This is a genomic window from Bacillus sp. DTU_2020_1000418_1_SI_GHA_SEK_038, from assembly GCF_032341175.1.
Taxonomy (GTDB): Bacteria; Bacillota; Bacilli; order Bacillales; family Cytobacillaceae; genus Cytobacillus.
In genome coordinates this window covers 4,311,853-4,333,358 of sequence record NZ_CP135435.1, presented here as the reverse complement: position 1 = coordinate 4,333,358, position 21,506 = coordinate 4,311,853, and the positions used below count along the sequence as shown (strand labels likewise).

Annotated in this window: 14 protein-coding genes; 12 read left to right on the top strand and 2 right to left on the bottom strand. The window is 40.9% G+C overall.

Going from position 1 to position 21,506, the window contains the following annotated elements:
* Positions 1-60: 60 nt before the first annotated feature.
* Positions 61-2,949: a transporter substrate-binding protein gene (locus RRV45_RS21385; RefSeq protein WP_315666660.1), complete on the bottom strand. Its 2,889-nt coding sequence runs from the start codon at positions 2,947-2,949 to the stop codon at positions 61-63.
* 451 nt (positions 2,950-3,400) lie between these two features.
* Here RRV45_RS21385 and RRV45_RS21380 point away from each other — a divergent pair, with 451 nt between their 5' ends.
* The 10 genes from RRV45_RS21380 to msrA all read left to right on the top strand — a co-directional run bounded on the left by RRV45_RS21380 (position 3,401) and on the right by msrA (position 18,755).
* Positions 3,401-3,754, top strand: coding sequence for a hypothetical protein (locus RRV45_RS21380; protein ID WP_315666659.1), 354 nt, complete (start codon positions 3,401-3,403; stop codon positions 3,752-3,754).
* A 27-nt stretch (positions 3,755-3,781) separates the two neighbouring features.
* Positions 3,782-6,079 carry a N,N-dimethylformamidase beta subunit family domain-containing protein gene (locus tag RRV45_RS21375; protein ID WP_315666658.1) on the top strand — a complete coding sequence of 766 codons (2,298 nt, stop codon included), beginning with the start codon at positions 3,782-3,784 and terminating at the stop codon, positions 6,077-6,079.
* A 272-nt stretch (positions 6,080-6,351) separates the two neighbouring features.
* On the top strand, positions 6,352-7,197 hold the full coding sequence (locus RRV45_RS21370) for a VOC family protein (protein WP_315666657.1): 846 nt from the start codon (positions 6,352-6,354) through the stop codon (positions 7,195-7,197).
* A gap of 181 nt (positions 7,198-7,378) precedes the next feature.
* Entirely contained in the window at positions 7,379-10,558 is a 3,180-nt protein-coding gene (locus RRV45_RS21365; protein ID WP_315666656.1) for a DEAD/DEAH box helicase, read from the top strand.
* A gap of 351 nt (positions 10,559-10,909) precedes the next feature.
* Positions 10,910-11,845 (top strand): HPr(Ser) kinase/phosphatase, encoded by a 936-nt coding sequence (hprK, locus tag RRV45_RS21360; protein WP_315666655.1) that lies wholly within the window; start codon positions 10,910-10,912, stop codon positions 11,843-11,845.
* Positions 11,846-12,385: 540 nt separating this feature from the next.
* The gene (locus tag RRV45_RS21355; RefSeq protein WP_410489400.1) at positions 12,386-14,518 is read left to right on the top strand and encodes an MMPL family transporter; all 2,133 of its coding nucleotides are present in this window, start codon (positions 12,386-12,388) and stop codon (positions 14,516-14,518) included.
* A gap of 156 nt (positions 14,519-14,674) precedes the next feature.
* Complete coding sequence (locus tag RRV45_RS21350; RefSeq protein ID WP_315666653.1) at positions 14,675-15,949, top strand: MFS transporter; 1,275 nt, start codon at positions 14,675-14,677, stop codon at positions 15,947-15,949.
* Between the two features lie 278 nt (positions 15,950-16,227).
* Positions 16,228-17,436, top strand: a complete 1,209-nt coding sequence (locus tag RRV45_RS21345; protein ID WP_315666652.1) for an MFS transporter — start codon at positions 16,228-16,230, stop codon at positions 17,434-17,436.
* Positions 17,437-17,512: 76 nt separating this feature from the next.
* A complete protein-coding gene (locus RRV45_RS21340) occupies positions 17,513-17,704 on the top strand; it encodes a hypothetical protein (protein WP_315666651.1) in 192 nt (63 codons plus the stop codon).
* A gap of 88 nt (positions 17,705-17,792) precedes the next feature.
* The gene (msrA, locus tag RRV45_RS21335) at positions 17,793-18,755 is read left to right on the top strand and encodes a peptide-methionine (S)-S-oxide reductase MsrA (RefSeq protein ID WP_315666650.1); all 963 of its coding nucleotides are present in this window, start codon (positions 17,793-17,795) and stop codon (positions 18,753-18,755) included.
* A 68-nt stretch (positions 18,756-18,823) separates the two neighbouring features.
* Here the strand turns inward: msrA and RRV45_RS21330 are convergent, their stop codons facing one another.
* Positions 18,824-19,126, bottom strand: coding sequence for a YciI family protein (locus RRV45_RS21330; RefSeq protein ID WP_315666649.1), 303 nt, complete (start codon positions 19,124-19,126; stop codon positions 18,824-18,826).
* 420 nt (positions 19,127-19,546) lie between these two features.
* Here RRV45_RS21330 and RRV45_RS21325 point away from each other — a divergent pair, with 420 nt between their 5' ends.
* Complete coding sequence (locus RRV45_RS21325; protein WP_315666648.1) at positions 19,547-20,719, top strand: ParM/StbA family protein; 1,173 nt, start codon at positions 19,547-19,549, stop codon at positions 20,717-20,719.
* Between the two features lie 9 nt (positions 20,720-20,728).
* Complete coding sequence (locus RRV45_RS21320) at positions 20,729-21,328, top strand: hypothetical protein (protein WP_315666647.1); 600 nt, start codon at positions 20,729-20,731, stop codon at positions 21,326-21,328.
* Positions 21,329-21,506: the final 178 nt, after the last annotated feature.

The following is a 21,506-nucleotide window of genomic DNA, read 5'->3' as shown; positions in this document are numbered from 1 at the left end:
GGTTTATAAAAATATGAAGCATACACCTTCTACATCAAGGATGTATGCTTCTCTGGGCATCTATTTAACTCTTTTAATTTCAATTTGGAATTCTTTAAGTCTCTGGTAAAGGGTTGTACGGGAGATGCTAAGGTGTTTGGCTGTTCTAGTTATATTTCCCTTGTGTTTCATTAATGTTTGAATGTAAAATTGGCGTTCATGTTCATAGTTTTTTTCCTTAATATCTGAAATGCTCTTAATATTATAGGGGGAATAAGTATCTTCCTGCTTCAATGCTTGGATATTTTCAGCTATTTCTTGAGGAAGATGCTCTTGTTCAATAATTGATGAGTTCCCTGCTAAGTAATAGGCTCTTTCTATAACGTTGCAAAGCTCTCGGATATTTCCAGGCCAATTGTATTTTTTCATTAGTATCAGGGCTTCATTTGATAGTTCCTTCTTTTGACTAGTAAGAGCATTGAGTTCTTCTAAATAATGATAACTGAAATGGACGATATCCTCAGGTCGTTTGCGAAGAGGTATTAGTTCGATAGTGAAAACATTTAGACGGTAGTATAGGTCACTCCGAAATGAACCATTGAAGGCAATTTCCTGGAAAAGATCCTTATTCGTTGCTGCAATGATTCGTACATCTAATGGAATAGGCTTGTGACCGCCAACGCGAACAACTTCCTTTTCCTGCAAAACCCTTAATAAGGTTGTTTGCAGTTCAAGAGGCATTTCACCAATTTCATCAAGAAAAAGAGTTCCCCCATTAGCAACCTCAAATTTACCCGGGCTGCCGCCCTTTTTGGCACCAGTAAAAGCCCCTTCCACATATCCAAAAAGTTCCGAATTGATTAGGTCTTTTGAAATTGCACCGCAATTTATCGCTACAAATGGCTTATTCCTCCGTGCACTTTCATTATGGATAGCACGGGCAAACATCTCTTTGCCAGTCCCGCTTTCCCCTAGTAAAAGAGTATTAGCTTGTATTTTCGAAGCAGAGCGTGCCAATTCAATTGTTTTTAAAAATAAATCACTGGAGCCGACTAGATCATAAGTGGTTAAGTTCTTTCTTTCATTCAAGGAAAACCGATACGGATGGCGAGGAAGGGATTTAAAATGAATAAAAATCAACGAATTTTTCTTTTGTACTTTAATCTCGTAGCTTTCTTCGCTATCCTTACGCCTTAAAATACGCTCCTCACCTTTTTCTCTATCCGCCCTATTCAAAGAAATCTCCTGTAAAACAGTTTGTACTAGGCTTTGTTTATTTCTCCATAATTCTACTGCCTTTTTGTTTTGAAAATGAATATGCCCTTCTTTTATGATAAACAAACCTCCCGGTTGCTGGTCTGTAATTTCACCAAGGGCGTTATTTAGAATATACTGTTTCTCTTGACTTTCAACTAGCTTAAAACTTAGATGGATGATACCCCTAATGCTCTCCAGCAGCTGTTCGGTTGACTCAGATGATGTCTTTGGCATATAAACGCCCAATACACCCTTAAGTTCATCAAATGATCCAATGATAGGGAACCCTGCAACAACATATGTATTGTTTGATTTCCTATCCCATTCATTTGTAACTTCATATGTGGATGTTTTCCCACTAAAAGCAGCGGCAATTCCACTGTTTTTCAATAGTGTGCTATTTACCGTATCTCCCGTCTTCAAATTTAATAGAGGGGAGGTATCTGCGGGAGAGCCAGTATTAATGATTTCTATCAGCAAACCTTCCTTATCAAAATAGGCAAACGGAAAGGGCAGCCTTGATAAATTCTTTTTGAGTTCAGAAAGAAGGGGCTGGAATTGATTTATTTTAGGCTGGAATTGTTCATTCTTTTTGTCAGGGATAGTATCCTTACGATGTAATGGCAGGGCATCTTCCATCAAAGGAATCGGTTTAATTGGATTATCTGAATCCCATAAAATATGAAATTGACCGGATTCATTGACCTTTCCAATTCGCGAATTTAGCCATACATGCTGATTGATCGGATCAACCATGATTTTCCCTTGTGGGGCTTCAATGGATAGACCAGACAAGGCACTTCGAATGGCATTAGTTGAGAAAGTATCTACCCTTTTGAGTGCTTCTGCAAGCAGGATCATGCTATTATAGGCACTCTCCATAACAGAACTAATAATATCAGTCCCATAAATTCGTTGGAATTCCATTATGAATCTTCTGTTTTCGGGACGATCAATAGTACTGAAATATGAAAAACTGGAGTAAAATTCGGTTTTTCCTTTAGGATCAATCGCTTTAATTTCGGTTTCTGCTGTCACATTACTAGCAATGGGCTGCTGCAAGCCAAGTCTTTCATGCTGCTGGTAATAGCTAATAGTACTGTCGCCAACCAAGGTCGAGAAGACAATATCTGGATTCATCTGTCTGATTTCATTTAAATGCTTATCAAAAACTTGGTTTCCTAATGCAACGTATTGCTCTCCGAAAACAGATCCCCCATGATACTCAACAAGTTGGCGTACGAATCGGTTTATCTCTCTAGGATAAATATAGTCTGAACCTAGGAGGTAAAAGGTCTTCCCAACATGGCGAATGAGCCAAGGAATAAAGTCAAGCAGTTGTTGATTAGGCGTTGAATTGGAATAAAAGATGTTGGGATGCATTTCTCCGCCTTCATTTATGGTCGGATAGAATAATAGATTATTATACATTTCTAAGACAGGAATGACACTTTTCCTGCAGGCGGCAGTGTAGCAGCCAATAATGGCCGTGACTTGATCGGTAACGATAAGCTTTTCAGCCTTCTGGCGAGTTATATCAGGATCGGAAGCCGCATCCTCGACAATCGGGATAAGTGTTTTTCCATTAATGCCGCCGCTTTCATTAATATGTTTAATTGCTAATAAGCATGCTTGATACTGTCCCCGTTCAGTAATACTGGTTGTCCCTGTTAATGAAAAGAGAATTCCCACTTTCAACTCCTGTTTCTCCAATGATATTGGCTCCTTTCTTTTATAAAATTGTTCATTTATTGTTCAGTACACTATTTTGACAGTTGAACAACCTCTTTACAGATTTAGGTGTACAAATGCTTTACAATTTGGCAAATAGTTAATATTTTTTGTGTGGGAAAAGTTTTTTATGAAAAAATTACACTTTGTATAAAAGGAAGTAAGTTGACTCTCAAAAGGTTAACAACATCAAGGTATTATATTCTTCATTTCATGGGAAAAACCTTTAAGTCTATTATCTATGAAACTTGGCATGGATTTTGCAACACTTAAAGTGAAGGGTGCTTACCAAAGAAAGGAAGTGAGTGATTGTTTGGGTATTGTACAAATGTCACCCGAAAGTCGAAATTAATTAACTGATTATTTTAAAATTTCATCCGCTACTTTGGTAAGTCAGAAACATTACAATGGTGAAAATAAAGGAGGGTTTATTTTGAATGCACAAGCAAAGAAAGCTTATTTAAGTACAGATAAATACATCCTTGAGAATAACATTAAGCCCCTTATTACAGAGGAGTTAATTGAAGAACATAGAAAGCAGCCTGTTGGCAGACATAGCTATAATCTGAGTATGGTTCTCAATTTCCTAAGAAGAAATCACGAAATTATTGAAGGAAAAGATCTAATTGTTTGTACAAAGCCCCATCAAGAATGGTGTTTGGGGGAACATCCGGGGAAGCGCGGAGTTCCTTATAAAGTTTTTGAAGATCAATGCTTTGACACACGTGAGAAGGCGGAGCATGCCTTATTCCTTAAAAGACTCAAAAAACATGGATTAGTAGATTAATAATTATCAAAAAGGGAGAGGATTCTATTGGCAATTAACGGTTATACAGATCGATTAAGTGTTCAGCCCGGTCAAAATATTAAATTTATGGTAAACAGTGATCATAAAAAATATAAAACAGAAATTGTCCATCTTGTCCATGGAGATTCCAATCCTGAAGGGCCGGGACTAAAGATTTATAGTGTAGATGCAGATGTGAATAAGGAATATGATGGCAGGAAGCAGGCCATACATATGGGGTCCTATATCAAGTTCGATTCCCAGTCTCATTTTGAAAGCGTTAACAGTTTTTCTCTGCAGGCCATGATATTCCCAACAACACCTGATTTAGGCGTGCAAGGAATTCTGACAAAATGGTCCCCTGATCAAAATTCAGGCTATGGCCTTTTCATTGATGAAAAAGGCTGCCTGGCTTTATGGATTGGCGATGAAAACGGGAACGTTGAGAAGGTAAGCACTAACAAGCCACTCGTACAAGGCACATGGTTTTTTGTTGGGGGATCCTTTGATGCAGAAACGGGAAGGGTAACAGTTTTCCAAGAAGCGGTTATTAGTAAAACAAATGGGAGATTTTCACTTCCATACGGCATTGAAGAGATGAACGCAAATAATGAAGTAGAAACAGTAGTAAAGCCTCATGCTTCAAACGATGCTGAATTCATCATAGCTAGTATTTTTCAAAGGGCAGATGGTAAACAAAAGGTAATATGGCGATTCAATGGAAAAATTGACCGTCCGCGTATCGCGAATGCAGCTTTAACGAAAGAAGAAATGTCTGCATGGATTGAAAATCCTTCTGGAAATCGTGTTGTAGCCGCATGGGACTTTGCTGAGGGGATTACGAAGAAGGGCATTAAGGATCTTGAGAAGATATATGATAAGGGACCAAATCAAATTCACGGTGAAGCAGTTAATCACCCTACCCGTGCGATGACCGGATATAATTGGACATCAGAGGAGCAAAACTTTACCCATGCTCCAGAACAATATGGAGCTATTCATTTCCATGATGATGATATGACTGATGCGAAATGGGATGTTGACTTTGAATGGACAGTTCCTGATACGCTAAAAAGCGGTGTATATGCTGCCCATGTGTATGCTGGAGATGATGAGGATTACATCGTATTCTTCGTTAGACCGAAGAAGGGGAAGCCAACTGCGAAAACAGCTCTTATTATTCCTACTGCCAGCTACTTAGCATACGCCAATAATCGCTTCCAGGACATCCCGCTTGCTCAGCTTATGTTTGGAAGAGCCCCAGTTGTTCAGCAGGAAGATATGTATTTGGGAGAGCATGCGGAATTTGGTCTATCCACATATGATCACCATAATGATGGTTCAGGGGTTTGCTTCTCATCAAGCTTGCGTCCAATATTAAATATGAGACCAAAATACCGTCACAATTTATCTCCTTCTTTATGGCAATTTAACGCTGACTTACACTTAATCGACTGGCTGACTGAAAAGGGCTTTGACTTTGATGTCATTACGGATCAAGACCTGCATTTTGAAGGATATGAGCTGTTAAGCCATTATCAAGTGGCCATTACAGGCTCTCACCCAGAATACTATTCGGGCCAAATGCTGGATGCTGTAGAGGATTACCAAGCTAATGGGGGACGCTTCATGTATATGGGCTCAAATGGATTCTATTGGGTTGTTACCTTTGATCCAAAAAATCCAAACCTCATGGAAGTTCGAAAGAATTATGGAAACCAAGGCTGGAAATCTAAGCCGGGCGAAATTCATTTAAGTATTACGGGCGAACAGGGCAGTATTTGGAAGCACCGCGGCAGGGCGCCTCAAAAGGTTTGCGGCGTAGGATATATGGCGGAGGGCTTTGAAGTATCCTCTTATTATCTCAGATCAGAAGATAGCTTTGAACCAGGAGTAGAGTGGATATTCGAAGGAATTGGAAAAGACGAAAAAATCGGTGACTTTGGTTTAGTAGGTGGAGGAGCAGCCGGATTAGAATTAGATATTTATGATGAGGAGCTTGGAACCCCTTCACATGCCGTCATTGTTGCTTCATCTGTAGGCCACACAAATGTCTATGTGCCGGTAGCAGAAGAATTGTACTTTAACATTCCAGGCCTAGGCGGGGAAGAGAATCCAAGAGTAAGGGCTGATATGGTTTACTATCCGACCCCAAATGGTGGTGCGGTATTCTCAACAAGCTCCATTGCCTATTGCGGAAGCCTATCCCACAATAATTACGATAATAATATTTCTCGTCTAACAGAGAATGTTTTGAAACGTTTCTTATCAGATGAACCGGTTCCATTTCCGGATTTAAGCAAGAAGGCTGAAACTGTAAAATAATTGTGAATTAAAAAGATAGGGCAATTTTTAGCTCATTAGTTTAATAGGTATATAAAGGTAAGCTCCTAAGGACAAACACCTGCAGGGCTTACCTTTTGTCTGTTTTCTCAACTACACCTACATAAAATACTACTCTTTAAATGATTCCTATTATTCCCTTTACTTTATTTATATTTTAAAATAAAATATCTTTAATTCAAAATAATTATCAATACGTTAGTTTGTATGTATCAGGCATATAATAATAAAAACGTTTATAAAGGGGTATGAGGATGAGCAGCTTCCATAAGAAACCGAATGTTTATGTTGGAGAAGTGAATATAAAAGTAAAGGATTTAAAAACCTCGCTTACTTTTTATCAAAATCTGATGGGGTTTAAAGTATTGGAAGAATCTAGTCACACGGCAGTCTTAACAACAGATGGGAAAACTCCCTTGGTTACACTTGAGCAGCCTGCAGATGTTATCCCGAAAACAGGCCGTACGTCAGGTTTATATCATTATGCCATTCTGCTGCCAACCCGAGCTGATTTATCCGTCTTTTTACGGCATTTGCTTCAGACTGGCTACCGGTTTGGAGCGGCTGATCATTATGTTAGTGAAGCTTTGTACCTCAATGATCCAGATGGCAATGGAATCGAAGTATATCGTGACCGCCCGTCTGATGAATGGAATTGGAAGAATGGGTTAGTGGATATGGCAACGGAACAGCTGGATGGGGAAGGAATTTTGGCTGAAAGTAATGCGGAATGGACAGGTTTGCCTGCTGATACTTTAATGGGGCATATTCACCTTCATGTAGCTGATCTCCAGCAGACTGAGGAATTTTATACACAAGGCCTTGGTTTCCAGACCGTTTGCTACTATCCTCAAGCTGCCTTTCTATCAACCGGGGGCTACCATCATCATATCGCCATCAATACTTGGCAGGGAGTGGGAGCACCACCCCCTCCGGAAAATAGTGTAGGTTTGAACTGGTACACACTTGTTTTTCCGAATAGCGAAGCAAGGGATAACGTGGTTGCGCAGTTAAAAGAAATAGGTGCATCGGTAAAAATAGAAGAGGATTACTATGTTACTAGTGATCCAGCCGGGAATTGGATCCGGTTGGTGGTTTAAGCAGATAAAGCAGGCTTAGAGATGGGGAAGACAACCATTCTACGGCTTGCTTTTCTTTTTTTTTACAAAGACTATTGTTTCTTCGTTGTTGAAGAAATTCCCTCCGTTTTTGCCTTTTATTCTATTTGCAGAGTATGATTAAATTATGTATGAAACGTATCCTCGGAAAGGAGCGGGCCATGTGGAACTGCATTTAACTCAAAAAATGATAAAAGACATGTGTGGTGCTGTCTCCTTCAAAAGAGGAGACTCTTTTTATCGTGCGGGAAAGGTAAAAATCAATAAATATAATGATAATCGCTGTGAAGCAACGGTTAAAGGCACGGAAAACTTCTATGTGACAATTGATAAGGATGAGGGTGGCGGTATACAGATCGCATGCAGCTGTCCAAAGCTTGCTTCTGTTAAAAATGATTGCCAGCATATTGCGGCTGTTTTGCTAGCTATTTACGAGCGGCAGCGTCAAAGGACAGAGCTGAAACAGAATAATGTGCTGACGGAAGGGCTGCTTAGACTTTTCAATGATCAGCCCGTTCGTTCGAGTGGAGAGCAGCTTCATTTTGAAAACAGACAAGTTCTTGCTGCCGAGTTTATCTGTAAGCCAGTGGATATGGGCATGGGTTCATGGATGATGGGGGTCGGGGTAAAAATAGGTCCTGTTCTTGTCCAGGATATACGGGGATTTCTGGAAAGGGTGGAGGCTGGTCGTTCATGCGAGCTTTCAACACTATTTACGTATGATCCGGAGATTCATTGTTTTCAAAAAGAAACCGATGATGTGATTCAGGAGCTTATTCAGGTAAGACAAGATGAAAAAACTTCTCTTAGGACAGTGTCAGACCATTCGGACGAATACATGCTTCTGATTCCATCTTCTTCTTGGGACCGACTGTTGCCACATCTTAATATGGCTCCGTTTGTAAAGCTCGTTTACGGCGGAACTATGTTTGACGGTCTAAGGGTTTCTATAGAGATCCTCCCATTACAGTTCGACTTTGAAGAAAGTGGAAGAAGCAGCTATCGGTTACGTATAAACGGAATGGACCGTTTGCTTGTGATGGAATTATACAGGGCTGTCTTATTTGACGGACGATACATTCAGCTGAAAGAGGAAGATTGCAAGCGTCTAATGGAATTAAAACAAATGCTTGAAACGACCGGTACGGATGAAATCCCGATTTCGAGCAATCAGGTCGATTTTTTCCTGGAAAAAGTGATTCCGGGCTTAAAAAAAGTTGGGAATGTCCGTATTTCAGAAGCCATTGCTAATCGACTTGTAAGGGCCCCGTTAATCGCGAAGCTTTATTTGGATCGGGTAAAAAATCGTCTGCTTGCCGGGCTTGAGTTTCATTATGAAAAAATCGTCATCAACCCGTTAGAGGGACGGGAACCGCCTGCAAGCATTATGCTCATAAGGGACGAAGAAAAGGAAGAGGCGATCCTTCAGCTGATGGAGGCTAGCTCCTTCGGTAAAACAGATGGCGGTTATTTTTTGCAAAATGAAGAGCTAGAGTTCGAGTTTTTATGCTACACGGTTCCGAAGCTGGAGAAGCTTGTGCAGATTTATGCCACAACAGCGGTAAGAAATCGGATTTTCAGAGAGAACGCCCGTCCGCAAATTAGGGTGAGGGTCAAGAAGGAACGCACCAATTGGCTGGAGTTTAAATTTGAAATGGACGGCATACCTGAACAGCAAATCCGCGATATTTTACAAGCTTTAGAGGAAAAAAGAAGGTACTATCGTTTACGAAACGGATCATTGCTTTCATTGGAGACACGGGAGTTTAAAGAAATACAACGTTTCCTGCGTGCTGTTCCTGCCCAAGATGAGGATCTAGAAAGCGGATTGAATGTCCCGATTGTTCAGGGGCTTCGGCTGCTGGATTCGGCAGAGGGAAGCAAGGCATTAACAATAGAGGAATCGTTTAAGCAGTTTTTAGAAAGTCTTCGAAATCCAGAGAGTTTGGAGTATGAAGTACCAGAGCGGTTAGAGCCGATTTTGAGGGAATACCAAAAACAAGGCTTTAAATGGATGAAAACTCTTGCTGGCTTTGGGTTCGGAGGGATTCTTGCCGATGATATGGGCTTAGGGAAGACACTGCAGAGCATAGCCTTTATTTTATCAGAGCTCTCGGATATCCGTGAGAAGAGGAAGCCTGTCCTGATCGTGTGTCCATCCTCATTAACCTATAACTGGCTTAGCGAATTGATGAAATTTACTCCGGAAATAGAAGCCTTGGTGATGGATGGAAGCAAAGCAGAGAGGGCCCAATTGCAAAAGGCTTGCATGGATATGGACGTCATTATTACCTCATACCCCTTGCTGCGCCGGGATATGAAATGGTACGAAAAACAGACCTTCCATACTGTATTTTTCGATGAGGCACAGGCCTTTAAAAATCCGATCACACAAACAGCGAGAGCGGTGAAAAGAATACAGGCGAATTACCGCTTTGCACTCACCGGGACACCTATTGAAAATTCCCTCGAGGAGCTTTGGTCGATTTTTCATGTAGTCTTTCCGGAATTATTTATGGGATTACAAGAATACAGTCACCTATCAAAAAAGATCATATCCAGGAGAATTCGTCCGTTTTTGCTTCGCAGGCTGAAGGAGGACGTCCTGGCAGAGCTTCCTGAGAAAACTGAGGCGGTGGAATCAGTGGAGCTGCTCCCGGATCAGAAGAAATTATATGCAGCCTATTTGGCGAAGCTTCGTCATGATACGCTAAAGCATTTGGATAAGAACACACTCAGGAAAAATCGCATTCGGATTCTTGCGGGATTAACTAGATTAAGACAAATTTGCTGCCACCCAGCCTTGTTTGTGGACGGCTATAAAGGAAGCTCAGCGAAATTTTTGCAGCTTATGCAACTCATCGAGGAGGCAAGGCTTTCTGGAAGAAGGGTGCTGATTTTCTCCCAATTTACAAAAATGCTTTCACTTATTGGCAGAGAACTGACGTTGCAGGGGCTCCCTTTCTTTTATCTGGATGGTCAAACTCCATCAGAAGAACGTGTGGACTTATGCAATCAATTCAATGCAGGGGAGCGTCACTTTTTCCTTATTTCCTTGAAAGCTGGCGGCACAGGGCTCAACTTGACCGGGGCTGACACAGTTATTCTATATGATCTTTGGTGGAATCCGGCTGTTGAGGAGCAGGCTGCAGACCGGGCTCATCGATTTGGGCAAACGAAAACGGTGCAGGTCATTAAGCTCATATCCCGCGGGACCATAGAGGAAAAAGTAAATGAACTGCAAGAGAAAAAGCGCCATTTAATAGAAGAGGTCATTGAATCCAAGGAGGGCGTGATGTCTGCTCTTACGGATGAGGATATTAGGGAGATATTGGGGGTTTAATGGCGAATATAAGAAACTTTTCACATCATTAAAACGTAAATAAGTCACTTAGTTAATTGCCCAAATATTTAACAACTTTATAACAGATTGCATAATAGTGTTGTAACGTCCTTTTGTAATTAGTATCATAGGGAAATGCAGGAATTTGAAAGTTGGTATATGAAACCACAATTTAAATTTTAATATAAATAGGGCTCAGCAACCCATTTTGAAAGCGCTATTATATTCTATTTAAAAAATTGCTCAAATGGCCGCAGAAAGAGAGCCCTTTGGCTCCATTTTTGAAAGCTCGATTTTCAAAGCTCATTTAACAAAAGATTATTAGATTTAAGAAACGGGGGGGAGAGTGTGATGAGTGGAAACTCGATTACGATAGAACAATTGGTTCGGCAGTTTAAATTAGAGGTTTTAGCTGGAGAGAGTCAATTGGACCGGATCATTACCAAACCGAAAACCGTTCGACCTGGCTTAGAATTTATCGATTTCTTTGATTTTTTACCGATGGAAAATGTTCAGATTCTCGGGAAGCATGAAGTTAATTATTTAAAGACGTTAAATGATGATGAGAGGAAGCTTCGTGCAGGCAATATTGTTAAATATAATCCTCCATGTATAATTGTGACTGCCCATCAGGAAAAACCGAAGTACTTAACTCAATTTTGCAACGAAGAGAAGATTCCTTTGCTGCAAACTGAGGCATCTACTTATGAATTTATTGCAAAGCTCGATGCCTATATGGTCAAAACTTTGGCACCCGAGATTGCTGTTCACGGTGTTTGTGTGAACGTTTCGGGAATCGGCATTTTGCTGAGGGGGAAATCCGGCGTTGGAAAAAGCGAAACCGCCCATACGCTAATCGGGCGCGGACACCGCCTAATCGCCGATGACATCGTTGTCCTGAAAAAACTTAGCCCCCAAACACTACTTGGTTCCCATAATGGGATGAACAAAGAATTTCTCGCCCTGCGCAGCATTGGGCTATTAAATGTGGTGCGCCTATATGGAAGAAAGGCTTTCCAAGAAGAAACCCGGATCGCGCTCGATATTGAATTAACGAAGTGGGAAAAGGATGATCTTAATAACGAGCTTGAGCTTGAGTCCAGGTTTACGGAATACATGGGTGTTCAGATCCCTCACATACAAATTCAGCTCCAGCCAGGACGGGATGTGGCCGGATTAATCGAAGCTGCCGCCAATAACTGGTACTTAAAGCAGCAAGGCTACAGCGCCGCGGAGGAATTCATGAAGCGCCTTGAAGGGGACAGTGCGGATTCGAGCTGGAAATGAATTTTTAATGAATTGTTGACCCTCTGCCTGATTAATAAGGTAGGGGGTTTTTAGAAGGCTTTATGACCCGCGTTTAGGAGTCACCTCGGTAAAAACACTCACTATGAAGTGTTCATGGCTTGCGTTTAGGGTTCTCCCCTGCCAAAACGGTCACTATGAAATGTTCATGGTTCGCGTTTAGGGGTTCCCCCGGCCAAAACGCTTACTATGAAGTGTTCATAGCTCGCGTTTAGGAGTCACCCCTGCCAAAACGCTCACTATGAAGTGTTCATAGCTCGCGTTTAGGAGTCACCCCTGCCAAAACGCTTACTATGAATTGTTCATGGTTCGCGTTTAGGGGTTCCCTCGGCCAAAACGCTCACTATGAATTGTTCATGACTCGCGTTTAGCGGCCCTCCACGAAAAAACACTAACCATAAAAATTCACACTTTCCATCCACTCTAAATTCCCTAATTCCACCACCTTTCAAGAGACATTTCCTTCCTTATCGGCTAAACTAAAAGGGGGAAAATACTTGTTAAGATAGGAGGAACGGGATTATTCGGACACTAGCACGTTTTGTAACGAAAACTTATAAATATATCATTCTGGCGTGGGTAGTACTGACAGTTGTTATGTCGTTTTTCGCTATTCGGCTTCCGGCTATGCTGCAGGGCGATGGGTTTCGGATGAATGGGGAGCATTCAGAGGTCATGGATATCGCAGCAGATACTTTTAATATGCCTGTGGAAACGATGTTCCTCGTCTTCAACGAAATAAGTGATAAAAAAATCGAATCTATGGTAAATAAAGTAGAGGAGCTTGGCGTTGCTTCTACAATAACTTCACCTTTAGAAGACCCCACACTCTATAAAGGTCACATAGCCTATGCCATCCTTCAATTTGATAATAAGGATCTGGATATGGCCCAGGTCGTAACTGACATACGTGAAACGATCGGCGATGAAGAGGGAATTGTTCTGACAGGAGCTCCTGCGATTTCCAAGGATATCAATACTGCCAGCCAAAAGGATCTAATGATTGCTGAAGCGATTGGACTTCCTATTGCTGTGATCGTGCTCCTATTTGCCTTTGGAACGGTTATCGCTTCAACGATTCCGTTAATTATTGGAATTACAACGATACTTGTTTCCTTTGGAACGCTTACGGTACTAGGCGGTCATGTGGAATTATCCATTTTTGTCATGAACATCATTCCGATGCTTGGGCTCGCACTGAGCATTGATTTCGCTCTATTGTTTATTAGCCGGTATCGGGAGGAGCGGAAAAAATCAAACTCGTTTGAGGCTGTTTCCACAACCATTCGGACAGCTGGACGTTCAGTCGTTTTTTCGGCCTTCTGTGTGTTTATCGGTTTAGGAGCCATGCTGTTGATTCGGGTCGAGATTTTTCAAAATATCGCTATTGGCGGGATGATTGTTGTTGCTATGGCAGTGCTCAGCTCCATCACGCTGCTGCCATCTGTACTAATCGCTTTAGGGGATAAAATTGATAAGTGGCAGCTGCTAAAAGTAAATCCAAACGGGACGGACCGCTGGCGCTTTTTCGCCAATGCAGTCATCAAGCGTCCTGTGTTTATTACGATAATCGCTCTCATTTTATTAGGGATTGCCCTTATCCCTGCAAAAAACATGAATTTAACGATTCCGACAATTGATTCATTGCCTGAATCGTATGATTCCCGTCAAGCCTATGAGCTGCTGGAGGATGAATTTGGCCTTGGAAAAAAAGCCTCTGCTTTTGTTGTGGCCACACGCGAAAATGGCTGGCAGGATACGGATGGTTTAGAGCAGATGAAGAAATTAGAAGAGGATCTGTTAAAAGACCCGCTAGTTGAAGAGGTCAAAACCATTTATGCTTTAAGCGGGATTCACTCGCCGGGGGAATGGGAACAGGCATTGGCGTTACCTGAAATGAAGGCCAAACTCGAACCGCTGACAGAATCATTCATTAAGGATGAAAAACTGCTCATTCCTGTTACCTTAAAGGCTTCTGGAGCCTCGACAAAAGCACAGGATTGGGCTCGCCAATTATCGGAAAAAGAAACAGAATTTGATTTACTCATTGGTGGACAGCCAAAATTCAATCAGGAAATCTTTGATGAAATTTCGAATCAAATTTGGCTCGTTCTCACCGTTATCATTGTTTCGACCTTTTTCATTCTGATGCTTGCTTTCCGGTCCATTCTTATTCCAATTAAGGCAATCCTGATGAATATCATTGGATTAGCATCAACATTTGGAATCCTAGTATACATCTTCCAATATGGACATTTTGGCTTGCAGGCTGGAACAATTGCACTCATTATTCCGGTTCTCGTCTTTAGTCTTGTCTTTGGGCTAAGCATGGATTATGAGGTTTTTCTAATCTCAAGAATGCAGGAGGAATATGCCAATTCTCTGGATAATGACCGGGCAACTGTGGAGGGCCTTGCCACAACTAGTAAAATTATTACTTCAGCTGCACTGATTATGATTGTTTTAACAGGGGCCTTTGCCTTTACGGATGTAATGCCGGTGAAACAAATTGGGGTAGGAATTGCAGTTGCCGTGGCCATTGATGCAACGATTATTCGGCTTCTGCTCGTCCCCAGCTTAATGAAGCTTTTTGGAAAATGGAATTGGTGGTTGCCGTTTCGAAAAGGGAGCTATAAAGCGGGGAACTGGCATTAATAAAATATCGCTAAAAAGTCACGGAGTACACCCCCAAAATGTGCTCCGTGGCTTTTTTTTGCAAAATTCCATATATTGGAGAAAAAAACGTTCGGCACACGAAGAATCTGGAGTATAATGGAGAGATCATTTAAAAATTATTAGGGGTAGAAGCCATTGGAAAAACAAAATAGCAAGTATAGGTGGGTTGTGTTTGCCGCAGTCTTATTTATCTATTGTGTAATTGCGAGTCAAAGAACAGCGCCCGGATTAGTAACAAATCAAATTATGAAAGACTTTAGTTTAACGGCTTCGACTATTGGGTTGCTGACGAGTATTCAATTTTTGGCTTATGCAAGTTTACAAATTCCCATTGGGATTTTGTCTGATCGCTTCGGACCTAATATATTCCTCATTGCTGGTACTTTATTAAATGGTGCAGGCACGCTTATATATAGTCTGGCAGAGCATGCAAATGTTCTCCTGCTTGCCAGATTACTAGTCGGTATAGGGGATGCGACCATTTGGGTCAATTTGGTGCTAATTTTAAGTCTGTGGTTTAAAGGGAATGAATTTGTTGTTTTGATTGGAGTAGCGGGGATGGTTGGGAGCCTCGGCTTCCTGATGGCAACGGTTCCTTTTTCAGAGTGGATCACGTTATGGGGCTGGAGAAAACCATTTTTTACAACTGGTATTATTCTATGCCTGTGTGGGTTCATTCTTTATTTCATCCTCGTTCATAAACCGAAACAGATGTTTAAAACCGATTTCACTTCCGTATCTGCCTCTCCAAAAATAAGGGAGAAACGTGAAAAGACTTTACATTTGCTCCATCGCATCCTTACAAGTCGCCAAGCTTGGGCGACCTTCTGCTGTCACTTCGGAATTGTCGGAACATATATAGGTTTTATCGGCTCATGGGCTGTGCCATATGGGATGGATATGTATGGAATGACGAGGTCCGATGCGAGCCAGCTTATTATGATTGGTCTGATGGGTGCGATTATTGGAGCTCCTTTTTCGAGCTGGATGGCTAATCGGCTTGGGGTGATTAAACGTCCCTATGTAGTTATCCATTTCATCACTTTCATGTGTTGGGTCACATTTTTTGTATTAGGCGGGAATCCTCCGTTTTCCATACTCATTCTGCTATTCCTTATCATCGGGCTTTGCAATGGAGCGAACACGCTCACCTTTGCGGTTGTCCGTAAATCCTTTGATGTTAAGGATGTTGGATTTGTTTCAGGGTTTGCGAATACAGGCGGATTTTTGAGCGCTGTTCTGTTGCCAAGTATCTTTGGAAAGGTTTTAGATCATTATCATACTACTGATGTGGGGTACCACTACGGGTTCCTCATTCCTGTCATATTTTCGCTTGTCGGTTTAATCGGGGGAATCCTAATTAAGGAACAGCGTCGGGAAGCGAAGAAGCCTAAGAAAGCACTTGCTTAAATAATTGGTCAAGGGGTTGTCCTATAGGAAAAGTGGCAGGCACCACAATTTTTATATCTAGGTTCAAATTGTTGAGTAAGCTCTAGATAGTATTGTGGAGCAAGGTACCTTTATATGACAGCCTCATTTTTTTGCATAACTCTGAGTAATATTTATGGATATGCCTAATGTGAACTTAAACAAATTCTTCAAAGACTTATTAATGCCAAATACATATTCTTTAGGATATAATCATATATATTTCGATTATCGAATGAAATTTAAGGGGAAATTTGGATATGTGGCGAAATAAAAATGTATGGATTATTTTATGCGGGGAATTAATTGCTGGGTTAGGGTTGTGGATGGGGATTATTGGGAACCTTGAATTTATGCAGGAAAAGGTGCCATCTGATTTTATGAAATCCGTTATTCTGGCGATTGGGTTATTAGCCGGCATACTGGCTGGTCCCATTGCAGGAAGGATTACAGACCAAAAGAGGAAAAAAACGGTGATGATTTATGCAGGTCTAGGGAGAATGGTGAGTGTACTCTTTATGTTTATTTCTTTGCAGACTGGCTCCATTCTTTGGCTCGTAGTTTTTGTCATCAGCATTCAAGTTGCCGCCTCGTTCTATTTCCCGGCACTTCAAGCAGCCATTCCATTGATTGTGGATGGAAAAGATTTATTGAGAATGAACGGAGTCCATATGAATGTTGCCACGATTGCACGGATTTTAGGCACATCCTTAGCGGGCATTCTGCTTGTAGCTATGTCATTGTTCATGTTATATCTTACATCATTTATTGCTTACTTCTTCCTATTCTTATTTACATTATTTTTGAAAATTGATGAACCGGCTAAGCAGAAAAACACGGGCACGTCCAAGTCAAAGGGCAGCTTTAAAGAGGTATTACCTGTCATTAAAGGGCTGCCGATTGTATTAATGACACTTGTTTTATCACTTGTTCCGCTTTTATTCTTAGGCGGCTTTAATCTTCTTGTGATAAAAATAAGCGAAATTCATGATGATCAATTGCTGAAGGGGATAATATATGCAGCTGAAGGCATTGCCTTTATGATAGGGGCTTTTGCTGTGAAGAAAATGAGTGATCGCTGGTCACCTTATAGCATTATGTTTTTCTTCTCGCTTATTGTAGGGTTTGCGCAAATTTCATTATTCTTCGTAGACTCAAAAATAGTGACTATTGCTGCCTTCGCGGTTGTTGGGTTTTCAGTCGGGTGCTTCTATCCGACTGCTGCAACCATTTTTCAAACAAGAATGCCGAAAGAATTCCATGGGCGCTTTTTCTCCTTCCGCAGTATGTTAGATCGAGTGATGTTCCAGGTAGTACTATTAGGAACAGGATTTTTGCTGGATTTAGTTGGGATGCAGATGATGGTCGTGATATTCGGAATCATCTCGGCAGGATTAACTGCTATTTTCTATCTTCAATTTAAGCGTCACATAGGTCATGAAGACCGGAAAAAAGCCGTATCCTTTTAAGAGCTGCTGCTCGAATAATGCGTGAATGTTTGGAAACTCTATAGATGTATTTTATTCATAGAGGAGAGTGGTGCGCATGCTAAAGCGAAAGCTGGATCAAGCAAAGGAACAGCAGCGGGTAGTAGAAGCTCAAAATCAATTTGGGCATTTTGACAAGGCCGATACGGAATTTTCCATAGAGGAAAGCGTCCAACAGGCGATAGCCAAAAGCCAGGCTTACCAGGCGCAAAATCAACAGCCAACCTATGAGCCGAACAAACCTTTATAATTATTATTAAGCTAGACGGGAGTAATTGGCTCTCGTCTATTTTAATGCAGTATAATGATAAGAAAGTATGTGAAGGAGCTGATTTGGAATGTCAGAGAAACTAGAACTGGCAACGTTTGCTGGAGGATGCTTTTGGTGCATGGTATCTCCATTTGATGAGCAGCCTGGGATAAGGGAAGTCATTTCAGGCTACACGGGCGGTCATAAGGAAAATCCAACTTATGAAGAGGTTTGTTCCGATAAAACTGGTCACTATGAGGCTGTCCAAATTACATTCGATCCTGCCATTTTCCCGTATGAAAAATTACTTGGCCTGTTTTGGCAGCAAATTGACCCAACCGATGAGGGAGGGCAGTTCAATGACCGTGGGCTTTCCTATCGAACAGCGATTTTTTATCATAATGAAGCACAGCGAGAATTGGCAGAGGCTTCAAGAAATGAACTAGCTGCTAGCGGCCGTTTTCAAAAACCAATCGTAACTGAAATTCTGCCAGCGAGCCGTTTTTACCCTGCCGAGGATAAGCATCAGCATTATTATAAAAAGAATTCTTTTCACTATAATCTTTATAAAGAAGGATCAGGACGTGCGCGGTTTATTCGCGAGAACTGGAAAAACCTCAAAAGTGAAGAACAATTGAGGAAAGAGTTAACTCCGATTCAATATGAAGTCACACGAAATAACGCAACAGAGCCTCCGTTCCGAAATGAATTTTGGGATCATACAGAGGAGGGCATCTACGTAGATATAATTTCAGGCGAGCCGTTGTTTAGTTCGAAGGATAAATACGATGCTGGCTGCGGCTGGCCGAGCTTTACACAGCCATTGCGAAGAACAGAAATCGAGGAAAAACTAGATACATCTTACGGAATGAGGAGAATAGAGGTCCGCGCAAAATCGTCCGATTCCCATTTGGGTCATGTCTTCGATGATGGACCCGGTCCAGACCATGCCCGGTATTGTATAAACTCTGCCGCACTCCGATTTATTCCTAAGAATAAACTTGCGGATGAAGGGTATGGCGAGTTTTTGCAGTTATTTGAACAGCATTAATATATATGATGATTGTTAAAGGGAACAAAGACAAAGGTTAATATACTCTTGTCTTTGTTCCTAGCTTTTTATTTCCTTAGTATGGCCAATCGATAAGGGGAAAGCTTTGCTTCCATAATTCCTTCCTTAACAGCAGGATCATTTTCCATAAGCTCTATTGCTTCATCTTCCGTATCTACTTCCAAAATAACTAGCCCTAATGGGTCAGTATCTAATGTTCTGCCTGCCATTATAAGCTTCCCTTCCTTTTCTAAGCTTTGTAACACCTCAAAATGCTCCTGAACAATGTTATGCTCCTTGTCAGTCCAATTGTCTTCATCCAATAACGATGGGATGAGCTTAAGTTGATATAGAAATTGTAATTTTCCCATGAAACATATCTCCTTTTTAATTAAAATCATTCAAGATGCAGGATCTGATTTCTTTTTACATAAGGAATGAGAGGGTGGAAGTTTCAAACTAGTGGCAAAGAATAAACTAAAAATGAATCTTGCTAGTATCATTTATTGGCTGTTTACTTGTATACAAATTGTAAACAGTTCGTGCACAAACACGTTTACTTGTTTACAAATTCGTATACATCCTTTAGTGGCAATAGGTATACAAATTTGTTACACAAGTATACATAATTGTTTACAGAAAATCACTTAGTTTACAAGATGTTTACTGATTTACAGTTGTATTTTATTTCGGCTGCGTCCATTGAAGATTTCAATCATACCCCTTAACCTTAAAAGTAGAAACTGCTTAATACATATAAAACAATTAAATAGAAAAGGGATGAAGATGAAATGACTAGATCCAGAATTGCAGCTATTGATGTTGGAAATGACTCGGTTAAGGCTATTTTCGGGGAATTAGAGTACGAATTAAATATTCCTAATATTATTGCTAGGGACACAGAGGATCGTCCTATTATAGGAATCGAAGAGCTGGATCAGAAAAACCCGCTTGATGGCATACATATAAAGGTCCATTCACCTGCTTTAAAGGAGAATAACGTCATTTACCGGGTTGGAAACTTGGCAACTAAAAGCAACAGCGCATCAGAGCTTGACCCTGGGAGCAGTAAATCAGAGGAAGATCAAACATTAATTATGCTTTTTGCAACACTGGCTTTAGATGCAGTAAGGTCAGAAAACAAAGATGTCTTCCAGCGGACAAAAAATATCATTGATGCTGCCTATACACTCGGAACGGGACTCCCTCTTCGTGAGGTTAAGGAGGGAAAGGATGCCGGATACCGTTCGAAATTAATAGGGTCTGTCCATCAGGTGGAATTTCTTGTGACGCCTAAATACCAAGGATTAAAGGTAAATTTAAGGTTCGATGAGATTAAGGTTTATCCTGAAGGATTTGCTGCTTATATTAATCTAGTCATGGATAATGACTTGAAAGTTATTAATAAGGATCTTATTGACAAAAGAATTATTATCCAGGATATCGGGGGTTTGTCTACCGATATTGCGGTTATTAAGAACCGAAATGTTGATGATGATAAGGCTCAAGGGTTTAATCTTGGTGTGTCCGAATCACTAGAAGCCATTAGAGAAGAAATAAGATCGAAGCATGGCATTGAACTCGACAGCCGCAGAGATGTGGTTGAAATTATAACGAAGAAAAATGACCGCAATCATATTATGGTAAAAGGAAGCCGGACAAGTGTCCATGACATTACAGATCGAATCCTGCTTGATTTGGCTAAGAAGCAGTATCGTTTATTGCGGAATGTGTGGCAAAAAAACTCGCAGACAGAGATCTGTTATTTTGTCGGCGGCGGGGCGAATGTACTCAAGGAATATATAAAAACAATAAACAATAATCTAGATGGGTATAACATTGATTTTTTTGAAAATGAAAAAGAGAGCATTTGGATGATGGCCAATGCCTATTATAAATTAATTAAGGACTATGAAAGAAAAATGGAGAAGGTAAAAGCGGTCAAAGCGCCTGTGAAGGGCTAAGGTGATTCTATGGAAAAATCAAAATCAGGTACGATTAAAAGGGGGCAAGCGATATCCTTTCGTGTCCCCTCAGATACACCTGACCACTTATTAAAGCATCTGCAAAAGCTTAAGGAAACGGAACGAAGAAATTTCTCAAGCAAAATGGCTGAGTTTGTTCTAGAGGGAGTTGGAAAATCATACTCCCAAGAAAGGGAAACGATCACCATTCCTCTTCCTCAGCGATTAAGTAAATCCCAGCGAGATTGGTTAAAGCATGAGCATTCCGAAGCCCTCATAGGCAATATTATTTATCAGCTGTTAATCGATCCTGTTCGGTCAACCTCATTATTGGCATCCATGAATAGCAAATCTGTCGATATCAATGAGGCATTGTATTTGCAAGAAGGGCCCGAGATTTCTAATGTAGATGAGGAAAAGGCTAATCTTTCAACATATGAACAGGAATCAGCAGCAGCTTTAGAAGAAGCAATGGACGATGACTTAATGGCGTTTGATTGGGAAACTGCCAAGGAAAATCAGGAGCCGGATAGGGTGGATGAGACTCCAGAAACCGATTTCGACCTTGATGATCTGCTTGGTGATTTCCTTGCTAAGATGAATAAGTAGAATACTATCCTTTAAAAAGTAGTGCCTATTAGAAAAATGGCACTGCTTTTTTAATTGAACAGCTATACGTGAAGATTTTTTGCCTCTCATATTCAAAAACCCTCAAGTTGCCATAAAATCAGGCTCTTTTAAGCATGAATGGACTATTAAATAAGTAAAGTCATCCAATCAATCAATA